The sequence below is a fragment of the Parasphingorhabdus halotolerans genome (assembly GCF_012516475.1).
Taxonomy (GTDB): domain Bacteria; phylum Pseudomonadota; class Alphaproteobacteria; order Sphingomonadales; family Sphingomonadaceae; genus Parasphingorhabdus; species Parasphingorhabdus halotolerans.
This window is the reverse complement of record NZ_CP051217.1, coordinates 1245911-1271062: the sequence shown is the minus strand read 5'-3', so window position 1 is coordinate 1271062 and position 25152 is coordinate 1245911. Positions and strand designations below refer to the sequence as shown.

Below are 25152 nucleotides of genomic sequence, written 5' to 3'. Positions count from 1 at the left end.
ACTCTTAATCCAGATAAAAATCCACTGTCGTCACAACGCGGACTTTTTTGTAAGGCGTATCGGAAACACCATAACCACCGCCGTCACCATCCCGGGATTCTATACTGAAATAGCCCTGCGTGGCGGATTTGATGCCGCCAACATTGGTTTCGCTATCCTTGGCAAATTGCTCGGCAGATTTGCGCGCATCTTTGGTGGCTTCGGCCACCATTTCCGGCTTGATCTTTTCAAGTTTGGTAAATGTGTAACTCATGCCGGAGCCGTCTTCGAGCACAACACCGCGGCGCACGAGATCAAACTGGCGGGCGACGGCGGCCTGGGCTTTGTCAATATCATCGGTCCGCAGCGAGAGCCGTTGGCGGATGGTATATTGCGGAATGCCGTTGCTATCATATTGATTTACATTCGCGCCGGTTGGTTTCAGCGCGTCGGCCTTGAAACCCAGCTCGGTGAAGAATTTGCCGATTGCCTTCGTGTCACCGTCAATATCAATCTGCGCATCGGCAAGACTGCTGGATTGGGCACTATAGGCAATAGTCCACGTCGCAAGGTCAGCAGTAACATCCCGCTCGGCCAAGCCGCGCACGGTAACGCTGCGATCCGCCATTTTGGCGCGCAGCAAACCATCGCCCATGAAATAGCCCCCTGCTATCAAACCAATGGTGAGCAGACCGGCACTGGCCAGCAACACATTGTTTTTCTTGTCGGTCCATTTGCCGGATGTAGTTTCTTCGCTCATCATTTTTTTCCTTCGTTCGTTTTGCTGCAAACATGCCTTAAAATCCGTTCGTCCTGGGCTTGTCGAAGGATAACGTTTCACGACATGTGAATGGCTTCGAAAGGCTCAGCCAAAACGGGGAATGGCGACCCGCATTCGAATTGCGCTTGTTACGATGAACCGTTCTTGAACAGCGATGAATGGAGTCTGTGGAATGATCGTGGGATTATCTTTGCGCGGGGCTGCATTGCGTTGGGCGTCGCTTTTTTTCGGGACAAAGTGCACTGTCGCCGGAAGTAACGGCTGAACGTGAGAGCTATTGAAGGGTTGTTGCACCTGTCGCCGTATTTCACGTGATCCGGCTATCCAACCGTATTTCTATGCTTATTCTGGTTTGCTGGGCTCATTGCCCCGCCGAGCCATTCTGTAGGCACCATAAACTCCTCCAATTGCTGCAATGAGGGCGGATAATGCTGCGAGCAACGGCAGCGGCAAGCCGAGGTATTTTGTTGTTGTATCAGACAGGTCACTCCACCATCGATAGCGGGTCACCGCAACGTCGATTTCCGCTCTGCGGCCGGGTTGTCCAATTCTTCGCGTGGTCCCATCCGTTGCGCGCACTTCATGGCCGCTGATAAGCCGCAACTCAAACTTCTTGCCGGGTTCCGATGGTGTAACTTGCCAGTTCCAAACTGCTTCCGGGCGTTCCAAAGTATCTATGCTCTGGCAATTTTTTGGCTCGATGTTGAAAGTCGCATCGCCCTCCAGGCAGGCATACATGTAAGTACTGACCTTGATCTGTTCCACCGCTACATTTCCGCTGTCAGAATCTTCCACGACCATCTCGCTGACTTCCTTTTCCGTTTCGGCCAATGCTTGATCGATCTCTGCTTGCGTAGGCGCATTTGAACGATCGGTGGGAGTTTCAGCGGATTCGACAGTGACCTCTGTTCCGACTTCACCTGCCTCCGGCGCTGCCTCGGCAATCTCACCATCTTCCCCTTGAATAGACTTGGGCAGGCGCTTGATGGCGTATCGAACAGTGGTCGGCGTATCGACCGGCATCACTTGTTTTGGTTTGAATGCATCTACACCAGCATCCAAGCTATCAATCTGCTGCTGGAAGCGCTCGCAATCTCCGCTGACTTCATATCGACGGGTCAGTTCACACCAATCAGTACCTTCGCGAGGTTCAACTGTTGTTTCCGTTGATGAAGCATCATTGGCTTGTTCGGCGCATGAGGTCAGCGTAAGGGAAATTGCAACAAAAAGAAAAACAGTTGAAAAAAAGATATGGGTCCGGCGCATAAGATGGACTCCCAAATAAGGCATTTATGCGACCTTTTTTTTCGCTTATATCAAGTTTACGGTCAGAAAATCAAGTCATCAAAAGGCGGGAAATTATTGTTCCGTTGCCTGATTGACGTCGCCATCGTCCTGCTTAAAGCGCAATCTTCAGCGTAAATCCAACACGCTTTCCTACACGTCGGCAACCATGCCATGGTGACCCCATGCTACGACCAGAATCGCTCGTTTCCGCGCTTTCACCTATGTTGGGAACGTTTCTTGCACCTCGCGCAGGCGTGCGTGCGTGCGTGGGCAGGGCTCACTTTCCTAAACTTTGTAATTTTATTGCGCGGGATGAGCGTGGATTGCGACGACATCTGGAATATTATCCTATACTGGCAATGTGCCACCCAGGGAAAATCGGCCTAAACCACTATGGTTGAACAGGAAACAGGTCGAAACACTGGTTTACATCGTGTCAAGACTGTCAACCTGTATGCTACAAGCACCGCGCCGGATGTTTTCAAAAACCTTCGACAGTCCGGGGATCAGCGGATAGGAATATCCCTGAAACCAAAACCAGACTCCAAACCAAAATAACGCCAGCCCCAAGGATGACGCCATGACCATAAAATATCTTCACACGATGCTGCGGATTAGTGATCCGGATGCTTCCGTCGCATTCTTCAAGCTGCTGGGGCTTGAGGAAGTGCGCCGCTATGAGGCGGAAGCGGGGCGTTTCACTTTGATCTTTCTGGCAGCTCCCGGTCAAAAAGATGTCGCCGAGGTTGAGCTAACCTATAACTGGCCGCCCGAAGATGGCAGCGCGGCGGAGCAATATGATGGCGGCCGCAATTTTGGGCATCTCGCCTATGCGGTCGACGATATTTATGCGCTGTGCCAGGCACTGATGGATGCCGGTGTAACGATAAGCCGCCCGCCCCGTGACGGGCATATGGCATTTGTGCGCTCGCCCGATAATATCTCGGTAGAGCTATTGCAGAAGGGCGAGAATTTGCCAGCGCAGGAACCCTGGGCAAGCATGGAAAATATTGGAGAGTGGTAGCATGGCATTAGAGATTGTTAGAATTCCGGTATTGTCCGACAATTATATCTGGCTGGTCCATGAGCCTGTTTCGAAAGAAACAATGGTGGTCGATCCCGCCGTTGCCGACGCTCCGCTTGCTGAAGCAAAGAAACGCGGTTGGAAAATCACCCAGATATGGAACACCCATTGGCATCCCGACCATACTGGCGGCAATGCCTATATTAAGGCAGCCACAGATTGCCATATCACCGGACCCGAGGCAGAAAAGGAGCGCATTCCGACGCTCGATACGATGGTGAAAGAAGGTGATACGGCGCGACTAGGCGACGTGGTTGCCGCAGTGATTGATGTTCCGGCGCACACCGCCGGTCACATCGCGTTTCATTTTGTCGGAGAGGGTGAAGTGTTTGTTGGTGATACTCTATTCGCGATGGGCTGCGGTCGCCTGTTTGAAGGTACGGCGGCGCAAATGTTTGATAATATGCGCAAATTGGAGAAACTGCCGCCAGAAACCAATGTCTATTGCGCGCATGAATATACACAGAGTAACGGGGAATATGCTCTGGTTGCAGAGCCTGGTAATCAGGCGCTGAAAGACAGGATGGACGAGGTGATGGCCGCGCGAGCAAAGGGAGAGGCTACCGTTCCGACGACTATCGCGCTGGAACAAGCGACCAATCCGTTTATGCGCGCCGCGTCAATTGAACAACTGGCCGAACGCAGAACGGCGAAGGATAATTTTTAAAAGGCGAATATCAGATTTTACTGGCAAGCATTTCCATGATATAAGCCACATTGATGGTGGGGCAAACTGGAGACAGACTATGCGTAGTTCAATCAAATATATCGTCGCTCTACCCATGTTTCTCGGCCTCGCAGCGCCCGCGGCGATGAGCGAATCCGAACAAATTGAATTAACCGAGAGGCAGCAGACGAAGCTAGATGCCCGGTTAGCGGGGCGCACGCCGGGTAAACCCGTGTCCTGTATTACGCGCTGGGATCAGAAGCATATGACCGTGATTAGCGATGACATCATCCTTTTCGGCCAGAGAAGGAATAGTCAGACCATCTACGTCAACAAACCTTACCTTGGATGCAATAGTGCCGACAAGCATAGTTTGGTGACTCGGTCTTATTCGAATGGGTTATGCAAGGGTGATATGGTGGTAGTCACGGACCTGCAAACACAAGCGGACGTTGGTTCGTGCGTTTGGAGTGAATTTGTGCCTTATACCAAGGATGCTAGCTAAGTTCTGTACTTCGCATAAGGCGCGGACGATAGTTCGGATTATTGAAATTACTTCTTGTACAAGGCGTCCAGCCGTTCCTGATAACGCGCCTTGATAACATGCCGCCGGATTTTCATGCTTGGCGTGAGTTCTTCATTTTCTATGGAAAATGGCTCGTCGGCAAATTCAAAACGGCGCACTTTTTCGATAACGGATAGATCTTTGTTAACCCTGTCCACTGCGTCGCCGACCGCCTTTTTAAAGACAGGGTTGGCTTGTAATTTCACGAAATCATAGGTGAGGCCTTCCTTGCGCGACCATTCCAGCGCCCATTCCGGATCAGGCACAATTGCGGCAACCATATACGGCCTTTTGTCGCCGACAATCATCGCCTGCAAGATTTCCGGTTGCAATGTAAGCATCCCTTCAACCTTTTGCGGTGCTACATTGTCACCCTTGTCATTGACGATAATATCTTTCTTGCGGTCGGTAATAGCAACGCGCCCCGCTTCGTCGATTAGGCCGATGTCACCGGTATGTAGCCAGCCATCTATGATGACCTTGTCAGTTTCTGCCTGATTGCGCCAATAGCCTTTCATCACCAGAGCGCCGCGCACCAGTATCTCACCGTCTTCGGCAATCTTCACTTCCGTATCAATCATCGGCGGCCCGACAGTATCCATTTTCAGGCCCGTGCGCGGCCGGTTGCAGGCTATAATCGGGCCAGATTCTGTTTGGCCATAGCCTTGCAGCATAGTCAGGCCGAGAGATTGAAAGAAAACGCCGATTTCAGGGTTGAGCGGCGCGCCGCCCGAAACCATGGCTTTGATCCGTCCACCAAAGCGCTGCTGAACCTTTGGTCGCAAGGTCTTGTTGAGGAATACGTCCATCAACTTGTCGCGCTTGCGACTTTTGCCTTCCGCTTCGCGCTCGCCCAACGCCAGCGCTTTGCCGAGCAGGTAGTTGGGCATTTTGCCCTGCTTCTCGACTGTTTTAATAAGCCGAGCACGCAAGACCTCAAACAAGCGCGGGACAACGACCATGATCGTCGGGCGCACTTCCTCGATATTGGACGCGAGCTTTTCGAGCCCTTCTGAATAGAAAATCTGAGCACCGAGGCCGATCGGGAAAAACTGCCCAGCGCTATGTTCATAAGCATGGCTGAGCGGCAGGAATGATAGAAACACTTCATCATCCCAGCCAAAATCATTCTCGATAACCTCTGCCGGACCTTTGACGTTATGGAGGATTGAGCCATGCGGCTGCATAACGCCGCGTGGTTTTCCGCCTGTACCGCTGGTGTAGATAATGCAAGCCACATCATCCCGGGTGATTGCTTTCGCAGCTTCGGTTATCTCGGCGACATCCTCGTCTGTGCCTTGGGTCAGATCGTGCCACGAGTGGATATCAAAATCACCAGACTGGCCAATACGCAGATCGGAAATGCCGATAATAATATCCGCATCAGCAGAGCTTATCACTGCCGGAACAAGGTTCTGGGCAAGCTTTTGATCGGAAACAATAACCGCGCGCGCTCCGCTGTTGTCGAGGATATGGCGGTGATCAGTGGTTGTGTTGGTGGTGTAAGTTGGAACTGTGATACATTTTGCAGCCATAATCGCAAGATCGGTAATGCACCATTCCGGGCGGTTCTCAGATACCAGCATCACCCGATCGCCCGGTTTTAAACCCAAATTCTTGAAAGATTTTGCGAGAGCAGCAACTTTGCGGGCCGCCTCGATCCAACTTATCGCGCGCCATTGGCCATCAATTTTCGCGGAAAGAAAAGGTTTATTGCCCTCTTGTGTCGCACGATCAAAAAACATCGAAACGAGGTTGGAGTACTGGTCTATTTCCAGATAACGGTCGTTGCCGAGTTTTTTGGCCATTGGATACCCTCTCATTCGCCTTCTTATGTTAGAAGCGCGATATTATTTCATCAGTTGATTAGCGCGGATAAAATCTTGTCGCAAATGGTTTGGAAAAATGGTGTGCCTGGCTCGTTGGCTTTGGCGCTATCGCCTCAGGGAAGTTCGCTAACCGCTTGACCAGTGCTGCGGGGATCAACAGCGCCCACCCACCCTTTTTCGGTTTTCTGGGCTCCCGCCAATTTTGAAGGCAGATTGGTCGAAACCACTAAATGGCCAAATTTCGAAAGCTCGGTCTGATTTTTGGCAAGATCGGTGCCGTTTTCAACCAAAACGCCGTCGCCGCCAAAATAGATATTCGGCAGTGCCATCGCTTCTTCGAGCGGCAGATTGTAATCCAGCACGCCAATAAGCGTCTTGGTAACATGCATAATGATGCGTTTGCCTCCCGCCGAGCCTACGGCCAAAACAGGTTTCCCGCTGTCATCATAAACGATGGTTGGAGACATTGAAGATAGCGGCCGCTTGCCCGGCTGCACACGGTTTGCGACAGGTGCTCCGTCTTTCTCCGGTGCAAAGGTAAAGTCCGTCAATTCGTTATTGAGCACCATGCCACGCGCCAGCAGCTGGCTGCCAAAAGGGCCTTCGACTGTAGATGTCATATTGGCGATATTGCCTTCGCTATCGACGGCTGTGAAGTGCGTTGTGCCGGCAACCTCGGAAGAGAGCGCTGCTGTCCGCACCTGCGCGCCGGGAGGTGACCCGGCAGGATATGTTTCCATGCCCGGAAATTGCGGGCGCGCCCGTTGCAACGCGATTAGCTGGGAGCGTTTCGCGAGATAGGATTTGTCGATCAGTCCAGCGACGGGCACTGCCACAAAATCCTGATCGCCGAGATATTTTTCCCGGTCAGCGTACGCGAGACGCATCGCTTCAGCAATGACATGCCACGCCTTCATCGGTTCGTTCTTGTACAGTTCGCCCATATCAAACCGTTCAATCATTCCGAGAATCTGTAACACTGTGGTGGCGCCCGATGAAGGTGGCCCCATGCCGCAAACCTTATATACGCGGTAGGAGGTGCAAACCGGTTCGCGCAATATCGCGTTATAATTGGTCAGATCGTCAGGCGTAATTTCAGCTTTGTTGCTCGGCGCATTGGCAACGGCTGCGGATATGGCCGCCGCCGTTTTGCCTGTATAAAAAGCTTCCGCGCCGCCTGACTGGAGGTCACGCAGCAGCGCCGCCAGCTCGGGATTTTTGATCATTGTACCAACCGGAACAGGCTGACCGCCGCGCCAATAAAGTTTCTGTATTTCCGGAAAATCATTCCAAAGCGGTCCCAGCCGTTTCATCCAGTCATACTGCGGGATGCTCACCGCATAGCCATCTTCCGCCAATTTGATTGCCGGCTCGAAGAGTTTCGCCCACTCCAGCTTGCCCCACTTTTTGTGCGCCATTTCCATCAGCCGCATATTGCCGGGAACACCAACGGATATGCCGCCAGGCGCAGCGCTGCGGAAACCCATCGGCTTGCCATTCTCATCCAGAAATCGATCGGATCCTGCGGCAGCAGGTGCCATTTCGCGACCATCAATGGTCTGCATCCAGCCCGATTTTGCATCATGGTGCAGGAAAAATCCGCCGCCACCGATGCCGCTGGATTGCGGTTCTACCACGGTTAAGGCAAGCATCATCGCCATCGCAGCATCGGTCGCCGAGCCGCCGGCTTGCAACATTTCAAAACCCGCTTTGGTTGCTTCGGGATGGGCAGATGCTGCTGTCCCTGCGTTCTTATTTTCGTGATCTTTGGCTTGTGCCGGAACGGCGACGAGCAGGAAAAGGGCGATGATTGTATATAGCTTTTTCATAGACGCGGTTTCTATGGGCGCCCTGCCGGTTTGGCAAATTATTTGTCGTCTGTCCCAACCGCATCAGCCACCGCATGAAAACCATCGCGTTTCACCAATTTTGCTAAACCGCAAGCCATGCTGCGCGCCATCGTTGGCCCTTTATAGATCATTGCAGTGTAAAGCTGTACCAAAGATGCCCCGGCGCAGATGCGCTCATAAGCATCTTCTGCCGTCGCAATCCCGCCCACGCCGATTAGCGGAATCTTATCGCCACTGGCTTTGCGAAAATCCTTCAGCCTTTGCAGGGCAAGGTCTTTGAGCGGCGCACCAGAAAGTCCGCCCGTTTCATTCTTGCTGGAAGACCGTAAGTGGGGGCGTGTGATCGTTGTGTTGGAGACAATCAGCGCGTCTATCTTCTGTGTCATCGCGACTTCGACGATATCATCAATATCGGCCGGTTCGAGATCGGGCGCGACCTTAAGAAATACGGGAACTTTTACCCCGTCGCGCGCTGCCATCACCGCACTTAGCAGTTCTTCCAGCGCGCCTTTGTCCTGCAATGCGCGCAGTCCCGGTGTATTGGGTGAGCTAATATTGACGGTAAGATAATCAGCCAGCGGCGCCATCGCCCTGGTGCCGATTACATAGTCGGCAATGCGGTCATCGCTGTCCTTGTTCGCGCCGATATTAATGCCGAGGATACCTTTGCCCATTCGGCGACGCATGCGTTCCAGACGAGGTGCTGCCTTTTCTTGTCCCTGGTTATTGAAGCCTAGCCGGTTGATCACCGCTTTGTCCTTTTCCAGCCGGAATATGCGGGGCTTGGGGTTGCCAGCCTGGGGCAGTGGTGTCAGCGTTCCGACTTCGGCATAGCCAAAGCCCATACGGATCAGCGCGTCGGGAACTTCGCCGTTCTTGTCAAAACCCGGTGCCATGCCGATGGGATTGGGGAAGGTCAGGCCAGCGACCGTGGTTGCCAGAACCGGATCCGATTTGGGCGCGGGGCCCATTGGAACAGCCTTTAATGCGGCGATGGTCAGACCATGGGCGCGTTCGGCGTCCAGTGAAAATATAAACGGTTTGGCGAGGTCATAAAGCATGGCCGCGCCTATGGCATTGTGATCAGATCAAAGCAACGGTACTCCGTATCTGGCGCGAAGAACAATCGCCGAGAAACACGAGATATACTGGATACTATGGCGTTATCTGCTAAACGACCAGCAACAACCGCAAAAGGACCGCTCGATGCTCGCAACCCCGCAATTTGATTTCCAGCTCGGTGAAATGGCCGACCAGATCCGCGATACAACGCGGCGCTTTTCCGAAGAAAAGATCATGCCGTTGGCGCAGAAAATTGACCGCGAAGATCGGTTTCCGCGTGAGCTCTGGACGCAAATGGGCGATCTGGGGCTGCACGGGATTACCGTGGAAGAAGCGGATGGCGGGCTGGGTTTAGGTTATCTCGAACATGCCATTGCAGTAGAGGAAATTTCGCGTGGCAGCGCCGCAGTCGGCCTGAGCTATGGTGCACACAGCAATCTTTGCATCAATCAAATCCGCCGCTGGGCGACGCCCGAGCAAAAAGCGAAATATCTGCCCAAGCTGATTTCCGGGGAACACGTGGGCGCGCTCGCAATGTCGGAAGCAGGCGCAGGGTCGGACGTGGTTTCGATGAAACTCAAGGCCGAGGCGGTGCAGGGCGGTTATGTGCTCAACGGCACCAAATTCTGGATCACCAATTCCACCGACGCAGATACGTTGGTGGTCTATGGCAAGACCCGCCCCGATGCTGGCTCCGGCGGAATTACTGCCTTTCTGATTGAGAAAGGGATGAAGGGTTTTTCCATCGGGCAAAAAATCGAAAAAGTGGGCATGAAGGGCAGCCCTACGGCGGAACTGGTGTTTGATGACTGCGAAGTGCCGGAAGAAAATATCATGGGCCCAATCAATGGCGGCGTCGGCGTTTTAATGTCGGGCCTGGATTATGAACGCGCTGTGCTCGCCGCGATCCCGCTCGGTTTGATGCAGGCCTGCCTTGATACGGTCATCCCCTATGTCCGCGAACGCAAACAGTTCGGCAAACCCATTGGCACGTTCCAGCTAATGCAGGGCAAGATCGCCGACATGTATGTCCGTCTCAACAGCGCGCGCAGCTATGTCTATAATGTCAACAAGGCCTGCGATGCCGGGCAGACAACCCGCTTTGATGCGGCGGGGGCAGTTATGCTGGCGAGTGAAAACAGCGTTCGCGTGGCGGAGGAATCCATTCAGGCACTGGGCGGCGCGGGCTACACCACCGACTGGCCGGTGGAACGTTACTGGCGCGACAGCAAGCTGCTCGATATTGGCGCGGGGACGAATGAAATCCGGAGAATGTTGATCGGGCGGGAATTGATCGGGGCGGGTTCATGAGCGAAACTGGAGAAGAAGAGACAGGTAAGGAGAACCGTTCCAAGGATTCCGTGCGGGGTCGCGCCAAAGCGATCAAACCCTTTATCTGCAAAAATTTGATTGCGGTGATCGAAGACCCTTCGAACATTAAAAACATTGGCACCGTAATTCGGAACGTAAACGCGCTCGGTGTTGAGAAGGTGTATATTGTCGATCCTCGAAAGGCATTGCCGGATGATTGGCAAGAAATGCGGGGGAAAAAGTCGCTGTCCAAAACATCAGTGTCGGCGGTAAAATGGAGCTTCGTAAAGCGATTTGACACAACCGAGGACTGCCTAGCTCATTTGGAGCGGAAGAACTTTCATTCGATTGTCACATCGCCTCATGTAAAAGGCATGGATAATGTCTATCTCCATGAAGGAGAATTTACCGAACATGCCAAACTCGCGGTATGGTTTGGGAATGAAAAGCGCGGGATCAGCGATTTGGCGGTCAAGAGAAGTGATATGTGTGTCGCGATCCCGATGTTCGGAATGATCGAAAGTTTGAATCTTGGAACCTCATCGGGGATCGTCTTGTATGAGATTGCCAAGCAAAGACGTGCGTATCAGAGTAGGTACAGAAAACGAGACAAGCGTGGTGAGCGTGCCAAACCTCTGCCGACGGTTATTGCACCTTAGAGTTCAGGAGACCAGAGAGGTTAAAATCAATCCCTCAAACTCTCCCAAGGTCCAGTAATCGCATAAGTATACCCCGGCTCCTGCACATTCACGAACATGGTTTTGCCATCGGGCGAGAAGCAGGCGCCGCAGAATTCGCTTTGGTCTTTATGCGCGTTGCGGGCAAGGTCGTAGATAGTGCCCTCTGGCGTAAGCCCGCGCAGATACTGGTCGCCGCGCCCGTCTTCGCACAAGATAATATCGTTCCACGGCGCGACCACGAGATTGTCGCACATGTCGAGGGAATCGGCGCTTTCTGATTCATAGAATAGCTGCAATGTGCCTGCCGTGTCCCCGCTGTTGTCCGATCCTTCATCCGGCGTGTAGCGCCATATTTGCCCGACACCTTCTGCGCCGCCCTGGGTGCAGGTGAAATAGAAATCGCCGGTTGTTCCATCGGCCCGCACAGCATAGTCCAATCCCTCGCCGCGCATGAATTGGGCCGCTCCAGCAGCAGACCCGCGGTGAGCCAGATCACCGTTGGGTGATTCCACATCGTCGAGATCAATCCATTCGGCGCGATGATCCGCGCCGACGGCAAATTGCTCTGTTCCAGCATATTCGGAGTCTTTGGGCCAATTGGATGTGACGGCAGATTTCTTGCCTTTGATTGCAAGCGCCTGAAGGCGTCCGCCTTCACTTAATCTCCCTGGCACATTGGGAATGAAACGATAAAATAACCCGTGTTTTGCGTCTTCGGTCATGTAGACGATGCCGGTTTTCGGATCGACCGAAGCGGCTTCATGGGTGAACCGGCCCATGGCTTTGAGCGGCACGGCATCAATCAGGCCGGTTGCATTTGATGGCGTTTCAAACACAAAGCCGTGATATTTGCCCGGTCCTTCGGATGGCTTGAGCATCTCCTCCTCGCAGCTGAGCCAGCTTCCCCAAGGTGTCGGCCCGCCCGCACAATTGGCTGCTGTTCCAGTGAGCACCAGAAAGTCGTTCTCAAGGCGGTTGTTTTTCAGATCGTAAACAACTTTGGTGACGCCACCGAAAAAGGGCGAACCATCTTCTTTGCGATCATAGAGCTGGCTATCGGATACTCGATCGAGCAATTCATTGCCCTTGCCAAACGGACTGCCAACGGGAACATCGAACCAGTTCTCATGATTACGCATCAAGATGCATTTATCGGCAGATTCGGGGTGCGGAAAGCAGGCCATGCCATCAGGGCGACCGGGACGGAAGAAGCCGTCGGACATGGTGCCACCGGTTTCGCTGACCAAGGTGTAAGTGAAGCCTTTTGGCAGATCGAGGCGTTTGTTGGGATCGGGAATTAGTTTGACCGATGTATTGGCGCTATGCGCCGGCGCGCAACCGGCGAGTGAAAAGGAAGCGTAGAAAAGCCCAACCGCTTGGGCAGATTTCATAAATTTGCGACGCGTCAGATCCAATGTATTCTCCATCATCCGAGCGATTATCAGTCAATAATCTAACATGCCTATACCAAAGAAAGAGATGTTCGACAAACGGCATTGCCGCTATGCTTTCGGCACAATTGTAAGCGCTGGAACACTGTGATAGCTCTTCACCAGCGGGGGAAATATGAAATTATCTCAGCTCATCTCGCTGCCGCTTACGGTTACGGCAGCTTTGATAATCGGCATTTTGGCTTTAACGCCGCCCACCCGCGCGAGATTGAAGGATCAGCAGATTTTTCTATAACCCGAGCAACCGCAACCGTTGCGGCAATAACGAAGGCTCCGCATCTCGCTGGATCGCCGGAGCATGGTCGGGTGCGCGATTATCTTGTCGGGCGATTGGAAAGCCTAGGACTTGAAACACAGGTCCAGAGCGAAGTCGGTGTCCGGCAATCCACGCGTTTTGAAAAAGCTATTGCTGTCTCACCGGTTGACAATATCATCGCTGTCTTGCCGGGACGCGACCGCACCAAGCCTGCGGTTGCCGTTATGGCGCATTATGATTCAGTGCACTTTTCTCCGGGTGCAAGCGATGACGCATCGGGTACGGCGGCGGTTGTGGAAACGGCAAGATTATTGAGCGCAGGTCAAAAACCGGCGCGCGATGTTATTTTCCTGATAACAGACGCGGAAGAACTGGGCCTGATCGGCGCGCAAAGTTTTTTTGAGAGTCACCCGCTTGCAAAGCGGATCGGGATTGTTGTGAATGGGGAGGCCCGCGGTTCGCGCGGCTGGGCCAACATGTTCCAGACATCTACTGGCAACGCTGCGCTCGTAAGGCTATGGGCTGATAATGCCGTCGCGCCGAGCGGCAACAGCATGGCCTCCGCTATTTATCGGTTGCTGCCCAACGATACCGATCTCTCAGTCTCGTTGGATGCAGGGAAAGCGGGGATCAACGCCGCCTTTATCAACAGTCAGTTTGACTATCATGCGCCGCAGGACAATGCCGATAACCTCTCGCCTGCCACGCTCCAGCATCTTGGCGATTTCATGCACACCACAACCCGCGCAATGGCTATGGCCGAGACGCTTCCAAGCCGCGACGACGACAGCGCCTATTTCGACATTTTCGGCAAGGTGATGGTGCAATATCCGATTGCGTGGGGCTGGGCTTTGCTGGTGATCGCTGCTCTTGGTCTCTGGCGTATGCAGGCGGGTGTCGCCCGACAAACGTCCGAAGGCGTAAACGGCTGGAAACAAAGCCTGGGTGGGGCCGGCATCGTGCTGCTGTTAACCGTTGTAGCGGGTATTGCCTGTCACGTCGGCGGCTTATTGATTTATGGTGAAGGGACGATCGCCGGGCGGGAAAGACTGGCAGAGGCGGGAACCGCTTTCTGGTTTTACGTCGCGCTTTGTGCGGGAATGATTCTGATCATCCGCCCCCGCATCCCGCACTGGACCGGCTCGGCGTTGCTTGTGTTTCTGCTGGCCGTCGCGGCTCAAATCGCCCTGCCGGGTGCAAACTGGTTGCCAATATGGCCGTTGTTGGTGGCACTTCTTATCGCGGTTGCTGCCGGAAAGCTCGGAGTCGATTCAGCAATTGTGCAAGTGCTATGCTTCGGTCTGGGCGGTCTGGTGTTCGCCCAGATATTTGTTCTGACCGACGCATTCTATATTTCGGTCGGGGCAATCACGCCATCGGTCGTCGCGATTTTTGTACCATTTTTCATTCTGCTTCTAGGGCCGTTAATTCTACCTTGGAGTTTAGGAAAACATGGCCGGAGGCTGGGAACGTTGTTGGTTGTCTTTTGTATTTCGGGTGGTATCTGGCTCGCAGCCACAGATGGTTTTTCGGACCGCTATCCGCGCCCCGGTGATTTATTTCACTATACCGACATAGATAGTAAAAAATCTTACTGGGCGACCACGTCCGGCGCGGATGAATTGCCCGGCGGACCAGGCACGGTCGTGAGATATATTCGTCCCACGCCGTCCAAGCGTATGAAATTCCGGATCACGCGAGCGCCGAAAACACCGGTAGCCTTGCCTGAATTTGCGCTGGAGAAATCGGCTGATAAAGCCATGTTGTCGGTAAAGATGGCTGAAATTGAACGGGACTTTTATGTATTTGTCCGCCCTTCACAGCCAGTCAAAGATATCCGTTTGAATGGCAAGCCGGTAAACTTGCCAGCCAAAAAGTGGACAATGATCAATCATCGTGCAGAAAGTCCGATCGACTTCAAACTCGAGTGGAATGATCAAAAAGCGGGCAGGATTGCGTTAAAATATCTTTTCTCCGGGGGCGACATGCCCGATGATGCTCCTGAGCCAAACGGCCCACCCACTAACCAGACGCGGTTTTCCGGTTCCAAGGTTGTGAAAGGGTCTGCTGAATTTTCCTGGCCGAAATCCTGAGGCCGTTGTCTTGCGGGAGCTGAAATGACTTACACATTGATCACTGCCAATCGCAATTATTCCAGCTGGTCGTTGCGCCCCTGGGTGTTGATGACCGCGTTGGACACTCCATTCAAAGACGTGATTATCTACTTTGAAGAAGACAATTACGAGCGGTTTCGGGAGTTTACGCCCAATGGGCAAGTGCCCTGCCTGAAGGACAATGATCTGACGATTTGGGATTCACTGGCGATCATGGAATATCTCGCAGAGCGGCATGAAGGTTGCTGGCCAGAAGAGGCCAAAGCGAGAATGTGGGCGCGATGTGCGGCGGCAGAAATGCATGGCGGTTTCGCGCCGCTCAGAAATATCTGCCCGATGAACATTGGCGTACGGGCAAGGTTGCACAAAATTGAAAAACCTCTCCAACGCAATCTGGACCGCATCAGCGAGCTGTTTGCGCAGGGTCTGGAAAGCTTCGGCGGCCCGTGGCTGGCTGGAGACACATTCACTATTGTTGATGCCTTCTATGCTCCAGTCGCATTTCGGGTGCGATCCTTTGATCTGGGTATCGGCCCCATCGGCCGGGAATGGGTGGACCAGATCATTGCCCATCCCGCTATGCAACACTGGGAAGCGCAGGCGCTTGCCGAAACGGAGCGGGAAATTCATCATGAAGAAGAAATCGCAGCTGTTGCGACAGTGATTGAGGATTTTCGGGTTTAGCAACAGACTAGCCAAGGTCTAGTGCTCCGCCACTTGATGCGGCACTGATAGTGGCATCGCGTGCTCTTCATATGAAGAGCTCGGCATCAAGTGCGGAGCACATGGTGATTGTCGTCGCAATCCTTGACTAGCCATGCCCCATCCGTCAAAGACCCCATCAATCCATGTTGCGCCGCAGCATTTTTCAAATTTATACAAAGGCTGCGCCCTATGGCAATTCACAGCGACTTTAAACGCGACTGGCTATCCAATCCCAAAACCGAATTCCTTGCCGGTCTGGTTGTGGCGCTCGCGCTGATTCCAGAGGCCATCGGCTTTGCGATTATCGCCGGGGTTGATCCGCGGGTCGGGCTCTATGCCAGCTTCTCGATTGCTGTAATTATTTCGATGATTGGCGGACGTCCCGGCATGATTAGCGCAGCGACGGCGGCTGTAGCAGTGTTGGTGGTGCCCTTGGTGCGCGATCATGGCGTGGAATATCTGTTTGCAGCCACGATATTAATGGGTATTTTTCAAGCGATAGCCGCGCTGTTAAGACTGGACCTGCTCATGCGCTTTATCTCGCGCTCGGTAATCACCGGTTTCGTGAACGCCCTTGCGATCCTCATTTTCATGGCACAAATTCCGCAACTCACCGGCGAAGCATTTACCTGGCAGACTTATGCGATGGTCGCTGCCGGTCTGGCGATTATCTATGGCCTGCCGAAAGTCACCACACTCGTGCCGTCGCCGCTCGCAGCAATTATCGTGTTGGCTGCGGTCAGCATGATCTTCCGCGCAGATGTCTTTACGGTTGGTGATATGGGTGAATTGCCCGATAGCTTGCCGTGGTTCCATGTGCCGCAAATTCCCATCGAATGGGAAACACTCTGGATTATCGCGCCCTATTCGTTGGCAATGGCCGCTGTTGGTTTGCTGGAATCGCTACTGACCGCATCCATCGTGGACGATATGACCGAGACCCGTAGCGACAAGAAGCGTGAAACCTATGGGCAGGGCATCGCCAATTTCGTCACTGGTTTTATCGGCGGCATGGGCGGTTGCGCAATGATCGGTCAGTCGGTTATCAATATCAAATCCGGGGACGCCGACGTCTTTCGACCTTTGTCGCCGGTGTAATGCTGCTTGTGTTGATTGTCGGCTTGGGTCCATGGGTCGCGCAAATCCCGATGCCTGCGCTGGTCGCGGTAATGATCTTTGTTTCTGTCAGCACATTCCGCTGGCAGAGTTTTACCGAAATTACCCATCACCCCTGGCCTTCCAATTTCGTGATGATCGCCACCGTGGTGATGGTGGTGGCGACGCATGACCTTTCCATCGGCGTGCTCACGGGCGTGTTGCTTTCGGGCATATTCTTCGCATGGAAAGTGCGGCAGCTGGTCACGATTCAAGATTTCGTCGAAATCACTACACATCGTTACGTTTTCGGCGGGCAGATTTTCTTTGGCTCGGTTGATATGCTCTACGAGGCGATGGAATTTAACGAAGACGGTATCGATAAGGTGATTATCGATGTTCACGACGCGCACTTCTGGGATATTTCGGCGACGGGCATGCTCGATAAAATCGTCGAGAGGCTCAAAAATGAAGGCAAAACGGTGGAATTGATCGGCATGAACGAAGCCAGCGCAACGCTGGTTGAGAAATATAGCGATAATGAGCGACCGTTTGAGAGCCTCGGGATCATCGGGCACTAATTGCGTAGTTGACCCTAGCAATCCTTTGGCGCAAATCTGCTGGGAACAAATCTCAAGGAGCCCCCAATGATCAAACTGCACCATCTGGAATATAGCCGCTCGACCCGCATCATCTGGTTGCTGGAGGAATTGGGTGTCGAATATGAAATGGTGCGCCATCAACGGCATCCCGAAACCATGCGCGCGCAAGCTGATCTAGCAGCGGTGCATCCATTGGCAAAGGCACCAACGGTGATTATCGATGATAATCTGATGATGGAATCAGGCGCGATCATCGAATATATTCTCGAGCAATATGGTGATGGCAAGCTCGCGCCAGCGGTGGGATCAAAAGATCGCGCTGAATATCTCGAATGGCTCCATTTTGCAGAAGGCACAATTGCCAATCCAGTGATAGTCTCGATGCTCGCACCGCGTTTTGGAGGGCTGGGTGAGGGCTATGCGCCGTTTGTTGAAGGTGAAGTCGTCAAGCTGCTCGACTATACCGAAAAGCATCTGGACAACCGCGAGTTTATTGCGGGCGACAGCTTTACAGGGGCGGACATTAACATGATGTATGTTCTCGAACTGGCAAAAGCAGCAGGTATGCTCGCCAATCGTCCGGCATCGGATGATTATGCGAAGCGTATGATGGCGCGTCCTGCTTACAAAAAGGCTATTGCGTTGGGCGGACCGATCGTACCCGGATTGGCGGCGTAATTCAGCAACGCATAAAAGGAACTTTTCATGATCAAACTACACCATCTCGGATTTTCCCGTTCTTCCCGTATTATCTGGCTCTGTGAAGAGGCCGGTATAGATTATGAGATGAAAGTTTATCACCGCGACCCCAAAACGCGGCGGTCACCGCCGGAACTGGCAGACGCTCATCGCTTGGCCAAAGCTCCTACCGTCGAGGTGGACGGTCATACGATGGTCGAATCCGGTGCTATCATTGAATATTTGATCGAAAAGCACAGCGACGGCGCGCTCGGCGTGGCGCCGGACCATCCGGAGCGAGCGAAATATCTCGAATGGCTGCATTTTGCCGAGGGCACGATGGGGATGAGCTTCATCATCACCGGCATTGCGCCGATGCTCGGCGGATTGCCCGAAGTTATGGGCGGGTTTTTGCAAGCGGAGGTCGACAAGCTGCTTGACCATCTGGAGATTGAACTCGAAGGCAAGGATTTCCTGGTCGCCGACAAATTTACCGGCGCGGATATTAATCTGCACTATATGCTCGAAGGGCGCTCAGCGCTGGGTCAGCTGGAAAACCGCCCGAATTGCAAACGCTATTTTGAGGCGTTGGTCGCACGGCCGGGTTATCAGAAGACTGTGGAATTGGGCGGGCCAGTGTTGATGCCGCGGCCTAGTTAAACATCATTGCGATACGCGAAACGAAGAGTCGCCAGAGTAGCCGAGTACCGAAACCGCTAAAATTTTTTGAATTTTCGGACAGTGGTAGCGTGGAATTTCGGAATTTCGTCTGCGTACGCATTTCTACATGCGGAGCGCCATCGCCAAACCGAGCAGCATAGCTCGACGTCCAATGGCCCCGGGAATATTTGAGATACATCGCAGAATTACAGCAGCTTGCGACCATGCGACTTGTCGGCGAACTCGCAACGACCTTGTACGATTTGAGTAACTCTGTGCCAGAGACACAGGTGAAGCGATCATCGCGATAGGTTAGATAGTGAGTACCGCCATCGGTTGTGCGAAGCGGCGGCGCACCCTCAAGATTTTCAAGCATCGCGGCACCGATTTGGCAGTCGTCACAATAGCAAATCCCGCTGACAATTGGTTGGCCGACACCTTGGCAGTGGACTTTGCCGCATTGACAATAAGAATCGCGAGTATAGTCTGAAATCAAAATCGCACATCTCCAAAAACAGCAATCCCATTCTCCCGCTGCACCTTTAACTCCGCCTTCAACTTCGCCGGATCGCAAGCAACGACGAAATCGAAACTCGCTCTGCCTTCCTTGCCGATGTTAAAATCGTGCAGCTTGTGTGCCTTGCTAAGCATCTTGGCATAATTTAGCTTGGACTGTACCAGCAAACATAGCCCCACCATCCGCAGCATGTTCAAAAAACAGCGATGGCTCGATCAGTTCCAGTTCCATCAGGCGGAAATGGCCGTCGGGGTCGCGGAGCATGTCGACGCGGGCATATAATAAAGTTTCGACGCCCAACATCTGTTCCGCCGCCCGGCGGGCTTGCACCGCCAGCTCTTGCACGCCGACGGGGCAATCGATGCGGGCTTCCGATCCGCCGAGAAATTCCTGCACGCGAAAATCGCCTTTCGCCGGGCGTTTGAGGATGGCGTGGCTGAAATGTCCGTCAAAATAGAACAGCGAATATTCGCCTTCCTGTGCGATCGCCGGTTGAAACGGCTGGATCAGCATTGTCTTGCCGGCCATGTCCTCGGGCAGAGATTCGCCTGTCTTTAGCCGGTAGGTGCCATCTGCGCCGCCGGAAATGGGTGGTTTTATAACCAATGCATCGGTGCCGAATTTTTGCTCTGCTTGCTCTAAATCTTTCACGGTCAAGGCCGCGCTGATCATCGTTGGCACCACCAGCACGTCAGCCTGTTCGAGCGCGAGCAAATAGGATTTGTCGCTGTTCCAGCGCAGCACCGAAACCGGATTGGCGATCTTTATTTGCTGCTGTTCGAGTTGGTTGAGCAATGCAAACCAGCGCGGGCAATCGCGCTGATAGCCCCAGACCAATAATGGCAAGACCAGATCAAAATGCGTCAGATCGCCAGGATCGGTCCAGTGGCGGAAACTGATATCGTCGCCCAGCAGCCGCCGATAGTTCGCACGCGCCGGGCTGGAATCCTCGAAATAATCGGGCGCCGCCGTCAATATGCAGATGTGTGGCAAGTCGCGCTGTTACCCGACCGCTTCGCGCACAATCGCGGTTCCCGCGTCGCGCTGCTGCTTGAGCTCGGCCTTCAACCTCGCCGGATCGCGCGCAAACACAAAGCCGAAACTCACACCGCCTTCTTTGCCGACTGTTGCGTGATGCAGCTTGTGCGCCTGTACCAGCCGTTTGGCATAGCCGCGCTTGGGAACGTATTTGAAATACCGCTGATGCACCAGGCCATCATGGATCAACGTGTAGATGATGCCGTAAAACAGGATGCCCAAGCCAATCCAAGTGCCCGGCTCCCAAGCGCTCACGCCCATTATCATCGGTGATCCCACCACAAACATCGAAATGCTCATCGCCGCGCCAACAATCCCGTACAGATCGTTCTTTTCCAGCGCGTTGTCATGCGGCTCATGATGATCGCGATGCCACGCCCAACCGAAACCGTGCATGATGTATTTATGCGCGCCCCAAGCGACAAACTCCATCATGATGACGGCGGCCATTATGGTTACGAGGATTGCAATAATGCTCATCTATCGAAGATAGGACCTTTTGATCTACTTTTGAAGCCACTTCTAACTTGCACGAACGATTGATCTGGCTAAACGAAACACCATATTGAACTGACAGGACATTATGACCACCACTATGAACGGCGCAAAAACCCTCTACCAGAAGATATGGGATGCCCATGTTGTCGATCAGCGGGACGATGGCACTGCGCTTATCTATATCGACCGGCATCTGGTTCATGAAGTCACCAGCCCGCAGGCGTTTGAAGGATTGCGCAAAGCCGGCCGCAAGGTCCGCCGCCCTGATCTGACGCTGGCTGTTCCCGATCATAATCTGCCAACCACCGCGCGTCTCGATGCGCATGGCAACAAAATACCCATCGCCGACCCTGAAAGCGCCGCGCAATTGGAGGCATTGGAAGCCAATGCGCCAGCCTTTGGCATCAAATATATCGGAGCGAGCGATGTTAATCAGGGTATCGTCCATGTAATCGGCCCGGAGCAAGGCTTTACGCTTCCCGGTACAACACTGGTTTGCGGGGACAGCCACACTGCCGCGCATGGCGCGTTGGGCGCTCTGGCTTTTGGCATCGGCACCAGCGAAGTCGAGCATGTGCTGGCGACACAAACCCTGCAACTGACCCGCTCCAAATCGATGGAAATTCACGTCGAAGGGTTGCTTGGTCCGGGCATCAGCCCGAAAGATCTGATTTTGCATATCATTGGCGTCATTGGCACGGCGGGCGGCACCGGATCGGTGATCGAATATCGCGGCGAAGTCTTTGAACAAATGTCAATTGAAGGCCGCTTGACCGTCTCCAATATGTCGATCGAAGCGGGCGCCCGCGCTGGTCTGATTGCGCCGGACGAAAAGACTTTTCAATATCTCAAAGGCCGCCCTATGGCTCCGAAAGGCGCGGATTGGGATGCGGCGCTGGCCTATTGGAAAACATTGCCGACCGATGACGGCGCGCAATTCGACAAAAGCGTGACGATCAATGCAACTGATGTCGCGCCAACCGTGACCTGGGGAACAAGCCCTGAAGATACGGTGGCCGTTACCGGCAGTGTGCCATCGCCAGATAGTTTTGCCGATCCTTCCAAAAAGGATGCCGCGCAAAAATCACTGGACTATATGGGGCTTCACGCTGGCCAGCAGATGCGCGATGTTTCGGTTGAAAATGTCTTTATCGGTAGTTGTACAAACAGCCGGATCGAAGATTTGCGTGCCGCTGCGGACGTTTTGCGGGAACGAACAAAGGCTCCCGGCGTCAAGTGGGCGATAGTCGTACCGGGTTCCGGACTGGTGAAAGCACAGGCCGAAGCGGAAGGACTGGACAAGATTTTCACTGACGCCGGATTTGAATGGCGCGAACCGGGGTGTTCTGCCTGTCTGGGCATGAACCCGGATAAAGTGCCTCCGGGCGAACGCTGTGCTTCCACATCCAATCGCAATTTTGTAGGACGACAGGGACCAGGTGCTAGAACCCATCTCATGTCTCCAGCGATGGCCGCCGCTGCTGCGGTGACCGGAAAAATTACTGACGTGCGTGAATTGGCGCGCGAACTGATGAATTGAGGTTGATAAAATGACTGACGACAAGAAAAAATCGGATAGTGACAAGAAACCGTCTTCAGCGAAGTCTGGAAAATGGTCAAAGAGCGCCAAAGTCGGTGCAGCCGTTGGTTCGGCTGCGGTTGCGGCAGCCTTGATGTATGCCGGTCGCCACAATATCAGGAAACTGGATGATTTTAAATCGGCCAAACCGAAAGCCGGTACGAAATACGAGAATGAACCGGTATTTGATGAGGATGATGACGATCTCACCGATGATTATTACGGGAATGATGAAGAAGAATGAGCGCTCCGGTAAGAAGGGTGGAAGGGCGCGCCATTCCATTTGGTCGTAAAAATGTTGATACCGATGTTATTATTTCGGCCAAATGGCTCAAAACCATTTCACGCGAAGGCCTTGGCCGGGGTGCGTTTGAATCGATAAGAGCACAGGATGGAAATATATTTGATTCGCCGGAGAATATCGGCGCTCCAATATTAATTGCGGGCGATAATTTTGGCTGCGGCTCCAGCCGCGAACATGCGGCCTGGGCGCTCGATGACATGGGCATAAAGGCTATTATAGCGCCTAGCTTCTCGGATATATTCTCGGGCAACGCGTTTAAAAACGGTCTGCTCGCCATAGCGCTTCCGCAAGCAGCCATTGACCGGTTGATGGACGTGGCGAAAACCGACCCGATTACCATTGATATGGAGAGCATGAGCGTTACGACACCGTTTCAGGATCGTTTCGTCTTCGAAATGGATCCATTTCGCCAGCAATGCCTGATGGAAGGGCTGGATGAAATTGACCTGACAATGGCGAAATCTGATGCCATAGAACAGCACGAACAAAAGACCGATTCTGCGCAGCCATGGCTTACGCCTGCCGCCGCTTGAACCGGACCAAATATTTTCGGGAGGGAAGAATAAAATGAAAGCATTGATGTCCACCAAAGTTGGCGGTCCGGAAACCTTGGAAATGCTGGATGTGGATGATCCGGTTGCGGGTAAGGGCCAGGTTGTCATCGATGTGAAAGCTTGTTCAATAAATTATCCCGATGTGCTGATCATCCAGGATTTATACCAGTTTAAACCGCCTCGGCCATTTGCACCTGGCGGCGAAGTATCGGGTGTTATTTCGGCTGTTGGCGAGGGTGTTGCTGATCTCAAAATTGGTGATCGTGTTGCCTCGACAACCGGTCATGGCGGCTTGGTTAGCAAAGTTGCCGTGGACCAGAGCGCTGTTTTTAAAATCCCGGATAGCGTGAGCTTCGAAGACGCGTCCGCGCTTATTCTGACTTATGGTACTTCCATACACGCTTTGGTCGATCGCGGTCATATCAAAGAGGGTGATGTTCTGCTGGTGCTGGGCGCATCTGGCGGCGTCGGCATCGCTGCTGTCGAACTCGGCAAGGCATTTGGTGCCCGGGTTGTGGCGGCGGTATCTTCAGAAGAAAAAGCCGCGTTTGCCAAAGCGGCAGGCGCAGATGAGACGGTCGTTTACGGCCGCGCCCCATTTGACAAGGATCAATCCAAAGCGCTGGCGGCGCAATTCAAGGCTGCCGTTGGTCCCAATGGCGCGGATGTAATTTATGATGCCGTTGGCGGCGATTATAGCGAACCAGCGGTGCGCTCTATTGCGTGGGAAGGGCGTTTTCTGGTTGTCGGTTTTCCTGCCGGAATCGCAAAATTGCCATTAAATCTGACGCTGCTGAAATCTTGCGATGTTTGCGGCGTTTTCTGGGGTGCCTTTGCGGCACGGGAGCCCAAAGCCAATCGAAGTCATATCAACCGGCTCTTTAAACTCTGGGGCCAAGGCATGATCCAGCCACGCGTTTCTGAAGTTTTTGACTTTGCCGATGCTGGAAAAGCCATCCAGAAAATGGCGGATCGCGGTGCAATCGGCAAGCTGGTGGTGAAAGTTGCTGATTGATTGCCATTGCTCTCTTGTGAGAGCGATGCATGATCCTTATTTTAAGAATAACACGAAAACCTGCTAAGGGAAGAATATGGCCAATTTTAATGATCGCGAAAAAGCGTTTGAAACGAAATTCGCGCGTGACGAAGAAATGCAATTCAAGATTACCGCGCGTCGCAATCGGTTGTTGGGCGAATGGGCTGCCGAGAAAATGGGCCTGACATCAGAAGAAACCGACAGCTATGCCAAGGAAGTCGTGGCGGCGGATTTTGAGGAAGCCGGTGACGAAGATGTAATCCGCAAATTGCTCGGTGATTTAACCTCTGCAGGCGTCGATATGGATGATGCCGGTATCCGTACCGCATTGAGCGAAAAAGCTGTTGAAGCACGCCGCCAGTATATCGAACAGGCCGGATAGGATAAATACCCATGCCGATGGCCAGTCGAGACATAGAGGCGATGATCATTGCCGCGCTACCTGATGCGCAGGTTGAGATTACCGATCTCGCTGGTGATGGCGATCACTATGCAGCCAAAGTCACATCGGCTTCTTTTGAAGGCATGAGCCGGGTCAATCGGCAACGTGCCGTTTATGCAGCATTAAAAGGGAAGATGGGCGGAGAGTTGCATGCGCTGCAGCTCACAACTGCCGTTCCCGAATAGGAGAACTATCATGAGCGACGTAAACACGAAAATTGAAGGTCTGGTGACATCGAACGATGTGGTCTTGTTCATGAAAGGCACACCGCTTTTCCCGCAATGCGGTTTTTCCAGTAAAGCTGTCGCGATCCTGGAGCATCTTGGCGTAAGTTTCGAGCCTGTCGACGTGCTGCAGGACATGGAAGTTCGCCAAGGCATCAAGGAATTTTCCGATTGGCCGACCATTCCCCAGCTTTATGTCAAAGGCGAGTTTGTCGGTGGTAGCGATATCATGATGGAAATGTATGAAGCGGGCGAACTTGGCGAGCTTATGGCCGAAAAGAAGGTCGCTCAGGCCGATAGCTAG

Annotated in this window: 25 protein-coding genes and 1 pseudogene; 17 read left to right on the top strand and 9 right to left on the bottom strand. The window is 53.2% G+C overall.

Going from position 1 to position 25152, the window contains the following annotated elements; genetic code table 11:
- Nucleotides 1-4: 4 nt before the first annotated feature.
- On the bottom strand, nucleotides 5-739 hold the full coding sequence (locus HF685_RS06090; protein WP_168821316.1) for an SIMPL domain-containing protein: 735 nt from the start codon (nucleotides 737-739) through the stop codon (nucleotides 5-7).
- 363 nt (nucleotides 740-1102) lie between these two features.
- Entirely contained in the window at nucleotides 1103-2026 is a 924-nt protein-coding gene (locus HF685_RS06085) for a hypothetical protein (RefSeq protein ID WP_168818739.1), read from the bottom strand.
- Between the two features lie 601 nt (nucleotides 2027-2627).
- On the opposite strand from HF685_RS06085, the gene HF685_RS06080 reads away from it, so the two are divergent.
- From HF685_RS06080 to HF685_RS06070, 3 genes are all read left to right on the top strand, one after another.
- Entirely contained in the window at nucleotides 2628-3071 is a 444-nt protein-coding gene (locus HF685_RS06080) for a VOC family protein (RefSeq protein WP_168818738.1), read from the top strand.
- A 1-nt stretch (nucleotide 3072) separates the two neighbouring features.
- Nucleotides 3073-3798 carry a hydroxyacylglutathione hydrolase gene (gene gloB / locus HF685_RS06075; RefSeq protein ID WP_168818737.1) on the top strand — a complete coding sequence of 242 codons (726 nt, stop codon included), beginning with the start codon at nucleotides 3073-3075 and terminating at the stop codon, nucleotides 3796-3798.
- A gap of 79 nt (nucleotides 3799-3877) precedes the next feature.
- Nucleotides 3878-4303: a hypothetical protein gene (locus HF685_RS06070; RefSeq protein WP_168818736.1), complete on the top strand. Its 426-nt coding sequence runs from the start codon at nucleotides 3878-3880 to the stop codon at nucleotides 4301-4303.
- Nucleotides 4304-4350: 47 nt separating this feature from the next.
- On the opposite strand, the gene HF685_RS06065 is transcribed toward HF685_RS06070, so the two are convergent.
- The 3 genes from HF685_RS06065 to HF685_RS06055 form a co-directional block, all read right to left on the bottom strand.
- Nucleotides 4351-6171 (bottom strand): AMP-dependent synthetase/ligase, encoded by a 1821-nt coding sequence (locus tag HF685_RS06065; RefSeq protein ID WP_168818735.1) that lies wholly within the window; start codon nucleotides 6169-6171, stop codon nucleotides 4351-4353.
- A 134-nt stretch (nucleotides 6172-6305) separates the two neighbouring features.
- Nucleotides 6306-8021: a gamma-glutamyltransferase gene (ggt, locus tag HF685_RS06060; protein WP_168818734.1), complete on the bottom strand. Its 1716-nt coding sequence runs from the start codon at nucleotides 8019-8021 to the stop codon at nucleotides 6306-6308.
- A gap of 38 nt (nucleotides 8022-8059) precedes the next feature.
- Entirely contained in the window at nucleotides 8060-9103 is a 1044-nt protein-coding gene (locus HF685_RS06055; RefSeq protein WP_168818733.1) for a quinone-dependent dihydroorotate dehydrogenase, read from the bottom strand.
- Between the two features lie 145 nt (nucleotides 9104-9248).
- Here HF685_RS06055 and HF685_RS06050 point away from each other — a divergent pair, with 145 nt between their 5' ends.
- Nucleotides 9249-10415, top strand: a complete 1167-nt coding sequence (locus HF685_RS06050) for an isovaleryl-CoA dehydrogenase (protein ID WP_168818732.1) — start codon at nucleotides 9249-9251, stop codon at nucleotides 10413-10415.
- Entirely contained in the window at nucleotides 10412-11074 is a 663-nt protein-coding gene (locus HF685_RS06045) for a TrmH family RNA methyltransferase (protein WP_168818731.1), read from the top strand. Before HF685_RS06050 ends, HF685_RS06045 begins: the two co-directional genes overlap by 4 nt.
- Before the next feature lie 26 nt (nucleotides 11075-11100).
- Here the strand turns inward: HF685_RS06045 and HF685_RS06040 are convergent, their stop codons facing one another.
- Entirely contained in the window at nucleotides 11101-12486 is a 1386-nt protein-coding gene (locus tag HF685_RS06040; protein ID WP_211051394.1) for an alkaline phosphatase PhoX, read from the bottom strand.
- Between the two features lie 147 nt (nucleotides 12487-12633).
- Here HF685_RS06040 and HF685_RS06035 point away from each other — a divergent pair, with 147 nt between their 5' ends.
- The 5 genes and pseudogenes from HF685_RS06035 to HF685_RS06015 all read left to right on the top strand — a co-directional run bounded on the left by HF685_RS06035 (nucleotide 12634) and on the right by HF685_RS06015 (nucleotide 18656).
- On the top strand, nucleotides 12634-14895 hold the full coding sequence (locus HF685_RS06035) for a M28 family peptidase (protein ID WP_168818730.1): 2262 nt from the start codon (nucleotides 12634-12636) through the stop codon (nucleotides 14893-14895).
- Nucleotides 14896-14919: 24 nt separating this feature from the next.
- A complete protein-coding gene (locus HF685_RS06030) occupies nucleotides 14920-15600 on the top strand; it encodes a glutathione S-transferase family protein (protein WP_168818729.1) in 681 nt (226 codons plus the stop codon).
- A 210-nt stretch (nucleotides 15601-15810) separates the two neighbouring features.
- Nucleotides 15811-17297, top strand: a pseudogene (locus HF685_RS06025) (SulP family inorganic anion transporter).
- A 66-nt stretch (nucleotides 17298-17363) separates the two neighbouring features.
- Complete coding sequence (locus HF685_RS06020; protein WP_168818728.1) at nucleotides 17364-17996, top strand: glutathione S-transferase family protein; 633 nt, start codon at nucleotides 17364-17366, stop codon at nucleotides 17994-17996.
- A 27-nt stretch (nucleotides 17997-18023) separates the two neighbouring features.
- Complete coding sequence (locus HF685_RS06015; RefSeq protein WP_168818727.1) at nucleotides 18024-18656, top strand: glutathione S-transferase family protein; 633 nt, start codon at nucleotides 18024-18026, stop codon at nucleotides 18654-18656.
- On the opposite strand, the gene HF685_RS06010 is transcribed toward HF685_RS06015, so the two are convergent.
- From HF685_RS06010 to HF685_RS05995, 3 genes are all read right to left on the bottom strand, one after another.
- On the bottom strand, nucleotides 18649-19032 hold the full coding sequence (locus HF685_RS06010) for a hypothetical protein (RefSeq protein ID WP_211051392.1): 384 nt from the start codon (nucleotides 19030-19032) through the stop codon (nucleotides 18649-18651). The genes HF685_RS06015 and HF685_RS06010 overlap by 8 nt on opposite strands.
- Before the next feature lie 267 nt (nucleotides 19033-19299).
- Complete coding sequence (locus HF685_RS06000) at nucleotides 19300-20148, bottom strand: ATP-grasp domain-containing protein (RefSeq protein WP_246218778.1); 849 nt, start codon at nucleotides 20146-20148, stop codon at nucleotides 19300-19302.
- A gap of 27 nt (nucleotides 20149-20175) precedes the next feature.
- Entirely contained in the window at nucleotides 20176-20691 is a 516-nt protein-coding gene (locus HF685_RS05995) for a sterol desaturase family protein (protein ID WP_168818725.1), read from the bottom strand.
- Nucleotides 20692-20806: 115 nt separating this feature from the next.
- Here HF685_RS05995 and leuC point away from each other — a divergent pair, with 115 nt between their 5' ends.
- The 7 genes from leuC (at nucleotide 20807) to grxD (ending at nucleotide 25152) form a co-directional block, all read left to right on the top strand.
- The gene (gene leuC / locus HF685_RS05990; protein WP_168821309.1) at nucleotides 20807-22249 is read left to right on the top strand and encodes a 3-isopropylmalate dehydratase large subunit; all 1443 of its coding nucleotides are present in this window, start codon (nucleotides 20807-20809) and stop codon (nucleotides 22247-22249) included.
- A 10-nt stretch (nucleotides 22250-22259) separates the two neighbouring features.
- Nucleotides 22260-22532 (top strand): hypothetical protein, encoded by a 273-nt coding sequence (locus tag HF685_RS05985; protein ID WP_168817418.1) that lies wholly within the window; start codon nucleotides 22260-22262, stop codon nucleotides 22530-22532.
- On the top strand, nucleotides 22529-23125 hold the full coding sequence (gene leuD / locus HF685_RS05980; RefSeq protein WP_168818724.1) for a 3-isopropylmalate dehydratase small subunit: 597 nt from the start codon (nucleotides 22529-22531) through the stop codon (nucleotides 23123-23125). The genes HF685_RS05985 and leuD overlap by 4 nt, the downstream gene beginning before the upstream one ends.
- Before the next feature lie 34 nt (nucleotides 23126-23159).
- On the top strand, nucleotides 23160-24161 hold the full coding sequence (locus HF685_RS05975) for an NADPH:quinone oxidoreductase family protein (RefSeq protein ID WP_211051390.1): 1002 nt from the start codon (nucleotides 23160-23162) through the stop codon (nucleotides 24159-24161).
- 76 nt (nucleotides 24162-24237) lie between these two features.
- A complete protein-coding gene (locus HF685_RS05970) occupies nucleotides 24238-24564 on the top strand; it encodes a DUF1476 domain-containing protein (protein ID WP_168818723.1) in 327 nt (108 codons plus the stop codon).
- A gap of 11 nt (nucleotides 24565-24575) precedes the next feature.
- Nucleotides 24576-24809, top strand: coding sequence for a BolA/IbaG family iron-sulfur metabolism protein (locus HF685_RS05965; protein ID WP_168818722.1), 234 nt, complete (start codon nucleotides 24576-24578; stop codon nucleotides 24807-24809).
- A 10-nt stretch (nucleotides 24810-24819) separates the two neighbouring features.
- Nucleotides 24820-25152: a Grx4 family monothiol glutaredoxin gene (grxD, locus tag HF685_RS05960; protein ID WP_168818721.1), complete on the top strand. Its 333-nt coding sequence runs from the start codon at nucleotides 24820-24822 to the stop codon at nucleotides 25150-25152.